We start from the raw sequence: 7066 nt of genomic DNA on the forward strand, positions 1-7066 counted from the left end.
CTGTCAAGCACTGATTTGAGCGGCAAATCCGTACTGGTGCGAGTTGACTTCAACGTTCCCCTGGACGACCACGGCGCCATCACCGACGACACCCGCATCCGCGCCGCCCTGCCCACCCTCCGTGACCTTCTGGGCAAGGGAGCCAAGGTGATTCTGGCGGCCCACTTCGGTCGTCCCAAGGGGCAGGTGGTGGACGGTCTGCGCCTCACCCCCGTGGCAGCCCGCCTCAGTGAACTTCTGGGGCAGCCTGTCGCCAAAACCGACAGTTGCATCGGCCCCGAGGCGGCGGCCCAGGCGGCCGCCCTGCGGCCCGGTCAGGTGCTGCTGCTGGAGAACGTGCGGTTTTTCAAGGAGGAGGAGAAGAATGATCCCGCCTTCGCCCGGCAACTGGCTTCCTTGGCCCAGGTGTATGTCAACGACGCCTTTGGAGCGGCCCACAGAGCCCATGCCTCCACCGCCGGGGTCACGGCTCACCTCAGTCCCTGTGTGTCGGGCCTGCTGATGGAGAAGGAGTTGCAGTATCTCCAGGGGGCCGTTGAACAGCCGCAACGGCCTCTGGCGGCCATTGTGGGGGGCTCCAAGGTGTCCAGCAAAATCGGCGTGCTGGCCAGCCTGATGGAGAAATGCGACAAGGTGCTCATCGGCGGCGGCATGGTCTTCACCTTCTACAAGGCCCGGGGCCTGCCGGTGGGCAACTCGTTGGTGGAAGACGACAAGCTGGAACTGGCCAGGGAACTGGAGGCTACCGCCAGGGCCAGGGGGGTGGAGTTGCTGCTGCCCACGGACGTGGTGGCGGCGGACCGCTTTGCCGCCGATGCCAACCACCGGACGGTTCCCATCGACGGGATCCCTGAAGGCTGGATGGGGCTGGACATCGGCCCGGACTCCGTTGCCGCTTTTCGGAAGGCATTGGCGGAGTGCCGCTCCGTCATCTGGAACGGCCCCATGGGGGTGTTCGAGTTTGACGCCTTTGCTGCAGGCACAAACAGCATCGCCATGGTCCTGGCCGAACTCGCCGGCGCCGGGGCCACCACCATCATTGGCGGGGGCGACTCCGTTGCCGCTGTGGAAAAGGCTGGCGTGGCCGGCAGAATGTCCCACATTTCCACCGGCGGGGGCGCCAGCCTGGAGTTGCTGGAGGGCAAGACGCTCCCCGGCGTTGCGGCCCTGGACGACCTGGCCTGAGTGAAACCCCTGGTCCGGGACCGGCTGACCGGGACCGACTCAGGTGAGACGTTCCTGCTTCTGGGTGGCCCGGAAGCCCCGCAAACTGCCGATGAGGTGATCGAAGCAGGCCACCACCGTTTCACCCGTTGGCTGGTGAATCGGGCCGACCATGATGGTGTTCTGCTTGAGCAACTCCAGGCCGCACACCATGGCCCCCAGGGGCACGTGCAACTCCTGATAGAGCAGTTCCAGGGCTTGCACACCCCTTGGGGACGTGAAGTCAACGATGCCCGAGGCGGCGCCGTAGAGCACACAGCGGAGAAACTGCCAGAGGTCGCGCCAGCAGGCCGCCGCCCGGAAGGGGGGGTACAGGCCGCCGCCCGGCTGGATCAGTTCGGGCTGCTTGTCCAGAAGCTGGCTGCGGGCCCGGGCCACCAGCGCTTCCGCCTCGGGTTGCAGGGCGCCCACCAACCTTGCGGCGCTGTGGGGATTACCACTGAGATGGTCCAGTTCATGGGGGAGGAGGTGGCGGCGGCGCTCATCGGCTTCGGCAAAGATGTTGCGCTGCGCCGCACTCAAGCGCGGATCTCCGGGAAGACCGAGGATTCTGGCTTTGGGAATGAGGGCCAGAGCACGGACGGAAAGCGAAGCCGGGGGTCCGGATCCGGGTTTGGAGTCATTCATGGCAAAACGTCACGACAGCGAGCAAACACGGGGCGGTAGGGGGAAGGCCCTAATCGGTCATGGTCCGGATCTGCGCCTCCAACTGCCGCAGCACGCCTTCCAACTGATTCAACTCGTCGTGCTGGGCAAGATTCCGCTCCACCATGGGACGAGGCAACTTGAGCTTCCGGCCCATGGCCAGTACATCTGCGGCCAGCCGGTCCCGGTAGTCGCACAGCTCCTTGTGGGTGCTCTCCAACTCCTCGCGGGAGGGGGCAGGATCGGATTGGGTCATGGCAGGGGGCAAGGTGAGGGCCTCCATTCAGCCCTAAGCATTTCCTTCAGCTTGCACCCCCGCGGGGTTCAAGATGGACCATTCCGTAAAGAAACCTTGCCAAAGGCGGGCGGCGCTGTTCACCGTCTCCGTTCTTCCCTAGTCTCTCGAAGACGGTTGCGGCATCCCAAGCCGCTTCTTCCTTTCGCGACAGTTGGAGCCCCCATGCTCGACGCTTTTTCCCGTGCCGCAGTTAGCGCAGATGCCAAAACTGCCTGCATTGGCGCTGGTGAGATTGCTTCCCTGAAGCAATACATCGCCAAGGCCAACACCCGGCTGGATGCGGTCAACGCCATCACCAGCAACGCCAACTGCATCGTCTCCGATGCGGTTGCCGGCATGATCTGTGAAAACACAGGCCTGATCCAGGCGGGTGGCAATTGCTACCCCAACCGCCGCATGGCCGCCTGCCTGCGGGACGGTGAAATCATTCTTCGGTACATTGCCTACGCCCTGCTGGCCGGTGATCCCTCCGTGCTGGATGATCGCTGCCTGAACGGTCTGAAGGAGACCTACATTGCCCTGGGCGTTCCCCTCACCTCCCAGGCTCGCGCCGTGGCCATCATGAAGGCATCCAGCCTGGCCCACATCAACGAGACCAACACGGAAACCCAGATGGCCGAGAGCAACCAGATGCTCCAGCAGCGCTACAACAAGATGGCAACCGTCAAGGGTGATTGCTCGATGGTTTCTGCCGAAGCAGCCTCCTACTTCGACCGTGTCATCAGCGCCCTGGGCTGACGGACCTCCTTGACCATCCTCTCCTGAATTCTTCTCTCCCCATCGACATCCGAGGTTTCCGATGAAGTCCGTTGTTACCACCGTCGTCACTGCTGCTGACGCTGCCGGTCGCATGCCTTCCGCATCCGATCTGGAGTCTGTTCAGGGCAGCATCCAGAGGGCCTCTGCCCGCCTTGAGGCCGCCGAGAAGCTGGCCGCAGGTTTTGATGCCGTTGTCAAGGAAGCCGGCGATGCCTGCTTCTCCAAGTACCCCTACCTGAAGCAAGCCGGTGAGGCTGGCGACAACCAGGGCAAAGTGGACAAGTGCTACCGGGACATTGGCCACTACATGCGCTTGATCAACTACTGCCTCGTGGTGGGGGGCACCGGTCCCCTGGACGAGTGGGGCATTGCCGGTGCCCGTGAGGTGTACCGCACCCTCAACATCCCCACTGCCCCCTACGTGGCCGCATTTGCCCAGGCCCGTGACCGTGGCTGCTCCCCTCGGGACATGAGCCCCCAGGCTCTGGCGGAGTACAACTCCCTGCTGTCCTACGTCATTGAGTCCCTGTCCTGAAACAGGTTCCGTTCCGTGACCAACCTTTGATCAAAGGGCGCCCTGAGGGCGCCTTTTTTGTTGCTATCTCTAAACAAGACAGGGATCGGCCATGACTGCAGCCAGAGTTCCAGCAGACCAGACTCTGCAAGTCAGGGCTAGGGTCAACAAATGGATATCAGCAACCTTCCCGGAAAGTCGCAAGCACATCAGCCACGCGCTGGCTGACATGGACGCAAATGGGGTTCATCGTGTGGAGTTGATGCTGAAGAGAAACGGACACGTGACCAGTCTCGGACACGTTCAAGCTGACGCAACCCAGGTCAGTCCGCAAACCGGCCATGTGGACGACATAGCACAAAGGCTGCAACAGGCGCTCCAAACGATAGGAGCAACTGATGCTGCACGAGAACCCGTCCGAGGGCCTTTGCATGATTTTCGTTTTGGTGATGGTATTGTCGCCGCATCGGAACTACCGGATTTGTCCGTGGATCTTCTCTTGACCGATCCCCCCTACAGCATTAGCAAAGCCTACATATGCGAAACTCAGGCGCCCAGGCGGCTACGAACCAACGGCTCTGACTTCATCATGCCCAAGGGATACTTCGGACAGTGGGATGAAGAGTTTCCACAACCTGAAGAATGGACCAGTATCATCATTCCCAAAGTACGCGGCTGGGTTGTGATATTCTGCGCACAAGCTCAAATTGGCGAATACTGCGACATCCTCAATGCCCACAAGCTATCGGCAGTGGGAACCATGGTCTGGCACAAAACCAACCCGGTTCCTTTCAATCACAAGTACAAGCCTATCAATGCCTGGGAAGCCATCGTCATAGGGAAGCGTCCAGGGACGAAGTTCAACGGTAAAACAGTTCACAACGTATTTGAATGCAAGTCTCCTTCCCCGCAAGAGCGTGTACATCCAACGCAAAAACCTCTTGACCTGATCGCTAAATTCATAGGCTTATTTAGCAGCAAGGGCGCCGTTGTCCTGGACCCGTTTGCTGGTAGCGCCACCACCCTAATCGCTGCGGCTAACTTGGGTAGGTGCGCTTTGGGATACGAGAATGACCCCAGCACACTTTGACGCGGCGGCAATGCGGATCAGGCGGTGTGTGAGTCCATTAAAGGCGCATCCAGAAACTGCTTTCCCCCCACTGGAAAAGCCTGCGGAACCATGCAACCACTGCCCACAGCTCACTTTCTCATGGTGAGTTGGCATCCCCCGACCAACTTTTGAGGCATCTCTACTATGACAAATGAACTTCGCCAGCTTGAAGAGTCCTTCAGACCGAACACTAAAATCTACAAAGTCTATCTGGTTCTCAGGGATCAACAATGGCACTGTAGAGAGTGTGACTATGGCCATGTAGAGACGTCCCAGATTGCCGGTGGTTCGGGATACAAGGGCTACAACGGGGAACAGGGTCCCGTGCCGGATTGATTCTGGAGAGTCGAACAGATGATTGCCCCAAATGCCAAAAGCGTACTCGCCAAGACCGATGGACCGGGGGATGGCAACCTGCTGTACCAGCAACGGCCGTACCTCGTAACCAGGTTCCAAGGTTCCTTAACGTGCTGGGACGGCGCGACATCGTTGAGAGGACAAATCGCCAGCCTTCAGAAATCACCATCGACCATAAACTTCCCATGATCCGCTGGAGCACAGAGACACGGGAAGGTCAGGTTAATTATGCAAACATGACAGACGATGAGATAGGTCAAAAGTTTCAGGTTCTCAAGAAGTCAAACGGTAGTGTAAGTCATAACCTGCTCAAGAGCAGAGCATGTGAGCACTGCTTTGCCACCGGCACAAGAGGAACTCCTTTCGGGATTGAGTTTTTCTACCAAGGTGGTCCACGATGGGAACCTGAAAACCGGACGGATCCAGCCGGACGCATAGGGTGTGGATGGTACGACTTTGGCCAATGGCGCAGCGTGCTGAACTCAACTCTTGCCTGCGACCAGAACGCCCAATGCTTGACGAAATCCTATTGCCCAAGGCAGTAGGGAGTATTACTTATTGCATCACCGGCATGAATGGTATCCCGGTTTACTGTCTTAATTCCACCGTTGCCGCCCCCGGCCCATGTCTCTGGACGACCTCTTCCACCAACTGCGCCACCCCAACCCCAACATGCGCTCCCGGGCGATGGCGGCCCTGGCGGGGAGTGGCGATCCAACGGTGGCGCCCCGGCTGATGGCCATGCTCAGCGAGCCGGATGTTCCCCTGCGCCGATCCGCCGTGAAAGCCCTTGGCGCGGTGGGGGAGCGGGCTGTACAGCCCCTGACGGAGCGCCTGGCCAGCACCGACGACCTCACCGTCGGCTCAAGCTGTTGCAAGGCCCTGGCCCAGGTGGCGGACCAGTGGACGGGGCTGCAATTCCCCGATGCCACCCTGGAGCTGCTGTGCCACAAGGCCCTTGCCCCCAATCCCGTGGTGCAGATCACCGCCGTGATGGCCCTGGGGGAGATGGGAGAACCCGCGCTGCCACGGCTGCAGAAGATCTTGCGGGAGGGGGACGTGGCGGTTCAAGTGGCCTGCATCAACGCCTTGGCGGGGTTGGGCCTGGAGGCTGCCCAGGCGGATCTGCAAGCCCAGGCGGCTGACGAGGCCGCTGACCGCTATGTGCGGGAAGCCGCCACCGCCGCCCTGGCCCGCTGCTCCATGGCTAGGACCCGGCCCTGATTTCCTCTTCGGAGTCCGTCCCCAGGCTACGGCGAAGCTGGGTGACCGCCAGCGCCAGCACGGCAGCCAGGGGACCGTCCCCTTCCCGCCGTTGGGCCATCTCCAACGGGGGCAAGCCAGCCCGTTGCGGCACTTCATCAGCGCCAGGGCGCCGTTTTTGCGCACCTCCGGATGGGGGCTCTCCAGGCTGGCCGCCAACACGGGAATGAAGCGGGGATGTTGCAGCTTGCCAAAGGCGGTCACCGCCTCCGCCTGCACCTCTTCCGAGGGATCCGCAAGGGCTTGGCGAAGCAGGGTGAGGGCCTCCTGATCGCCACTGTTTTGAATCTGATCCCCCAACGCCCCCACAACCGCCGCCCGCACGTCCGCCAGGGGCGACTCCATGGCGGGGCGCAACTGCTCCGCCCCCCGCGCCCCGATGCTGGCCATGGCCCAGGCCGCCAAGCCTTTACAAAACGCACTATGGCGAGGATGCTCCAAAACAGCCAGCAGCCGGGCCACGGCCACCCCACCCAACTCCGCCAAGGCGCCCGCCGCTGATCCCTGCACCACGGGATCCGGGTCTTCTGTCAAGGCTTCCTCCAAGGTGACCATGGACTGCGGATCCTTAATCAAGGTGAAGGTTTTGGCGGCGGCCCGCCGCACCGCCACATTCTCGTGTTCCCGCAGAGCACGGCGCAAGAAGGGCGCTGCCGGCAGGCCAATGGCGGCGAGTCGTTCGGCGAAGCCAAAGCGCACCAGTCCCCGCTGATCCCCCAAACCCTCCACCAGCCTGGCCAGGACGGCCCCATCCCGGTGGGGGAAGACCCCCGCCGCCAGTTGCTCGCTCACCGCCGCCAGCAGCATGTCGTTGTCTTCGGCGGAGAACGCCGCGCCACCTGTCCGGTCTGTCCCTGCCATTGCTCCTCCATGCCGCCACCCGCCATTGTGGCGC

Annotated in this window: 7 protein-coding genes and 1 pseudogene; 5 read left to right on the forward strand and 3 right to left on the reverse strand. The window is 61.6% G+C overall.

Translation table 11 applies throughout. The features are described from left to right. On the forward strand, nt 1–1185 hold a 1185-nt coding region (locus tag BG35_RS0104830), incomplete at its 5' end, for a phosphoglycerate kinase (RefSeq protein WP_025781939.1). 39 nt (nt 1186–1224) lie between these two features. Here BG35_RS0104830 and BG35_RS0104835 read toward each other — a convergent pair. After that, entirely contained in the window at nt 1225–1851 is a 627-nt protein-coding gene (locus BG35_RS0104835) for a bilin-binding protein (RefSeq protein WP_025781940.1), read from the reverse strand. A 49-nt stretch (nt 1852–1900) separates the two neighbouring features. After that, entirely contained in the window at nt 1901–2125 is a 225-nt protein-coding gene (locus BG35_RS0104840; RefSeq protein ID WP_034417082.1) for a DUF8630 family protein, read from the reverse strand. A 204-nt stretch (nt 2126–2329) separates the two neighbouring features. Here BG35_RS0104840 and cpeB point away from each other — a divergent pair, with 204 nt between their 5' ends. The 4 genes from cpeB to BG35_RS14120 all read left to right on the forward strand — a co-directional run bounded on the left by cpeB (nt 2330) and on the right by BG35_RS14120 (nt 6132). After that, nucleotides 2330–2905, forward strand: a complete 576-nt coding sequence (gene cpeB, locus BG35_RS0104845) for a phycoerythrin subunit beta (protein ID WP_025781942.1) — start codon at nt 2330–2332, stop codon at nt 2903–2905. A 61-nt stretch (nt 2906–2966) separates the two neighbouring features. Continuing rightward, nucleotides 2967–3461: a C-phycoerythrin subunit alpha gene (cpeA, locus tag BG35_RS0104850; protein WP_025781943.1), complete on the forward strand. Its 495-nt coding sequence runs from the start codon at nt 2967–2969 to the stop codon at nt 3459–3461. A gap of 91 nt (nt 3462–3552) precedes the next feature. After that, the gene (locus BG35_RS11520) at nt 3553–4530 is read left to right on the forward strand and encodes a DNA-methyltransferase (protein ID WP_080688025.1); all 978 of its coding nucleotides are present in this window, start codon (nt 3553–3555) and stop codon (nt 4528–4530) included. Between the two features lie 1065 nt (nt 4531–5595). Next, nucleotides 5596–6132, forward strand: a complete 537-nt coding sequence (locus BG35_RS14120) for a HEAT repeat domain-containing protein (protein ID WP_373276967.1) — start codon at nt 5596–5598, stop codon at nt 6130–6132. A gap of 189 nt (nt 6133–6321) precedes the next feature. Here the strand turns inward: BG35_RS14120 and BG35_RS14125 are convergent. Beyond that, nucleotides 6322–7032 (reverse strand): annotated as a pseudogene (locus BG35_RS14125) (HEAT repeat domain-containing protein); the annotation flags it as partial. Nucleotides 7033–7066: the final 34 nt, after the last annotated feature.

The organism is Candidatus Synechococcus spongiarum SH4 (assembly GCF_000586015.1).
Taxonomy (GTDB): Bacteria; Cyanobacteriota; Cyanobacteriia; order PCC-6307; family Cyanobiaceae; genus Synechococcus_B; species Synechococcus_B spongiarum_F.

Coding starts and splice junctions, on each gene's coding strand:
- BG35_RS14120 (WP_373276967.1), top strand. CDS start 5,596: ATGGCGGCCCTGGCGGGGAGTGGCGATCCAACGGTGGCGCCCCGGCTG.
- cpeB (WP_025781942.1), top strand. CDS start 2,330: ATGCTCGACGCTTTTTCCCGTGCCGCAGTTAGCGCAGATGCCAAAACT.
- BG35_RS11520 (WP_080688025.1), top strand. CDS start 3,553: ATGACTGCAGCCAGAGTTCCAGCAGACCAGACTCTGCAAGTCAGGGCT.
- cpeA (WP_025781943.1), top strand. CDS start 2,967: ATGAAGTCCGTTGTTACCACCGTCGTCACTGCTGCTGACGCTGCCGGT.
- BG35_RS0104840 (WP_034417082.1), bottom strand. CDS start 2,125: ATGACCCAATCCGATCCTGCCCCCTCCCGCGAGGAGTTGGAGAGCACC.
- BG35_RS0104835 (WP_025781940.1), bottom strand. CDS start 1,851: ATGAATGACTCCAAACCCGGATCCGGACCCCCGGCTTCGCTTTCCGTC.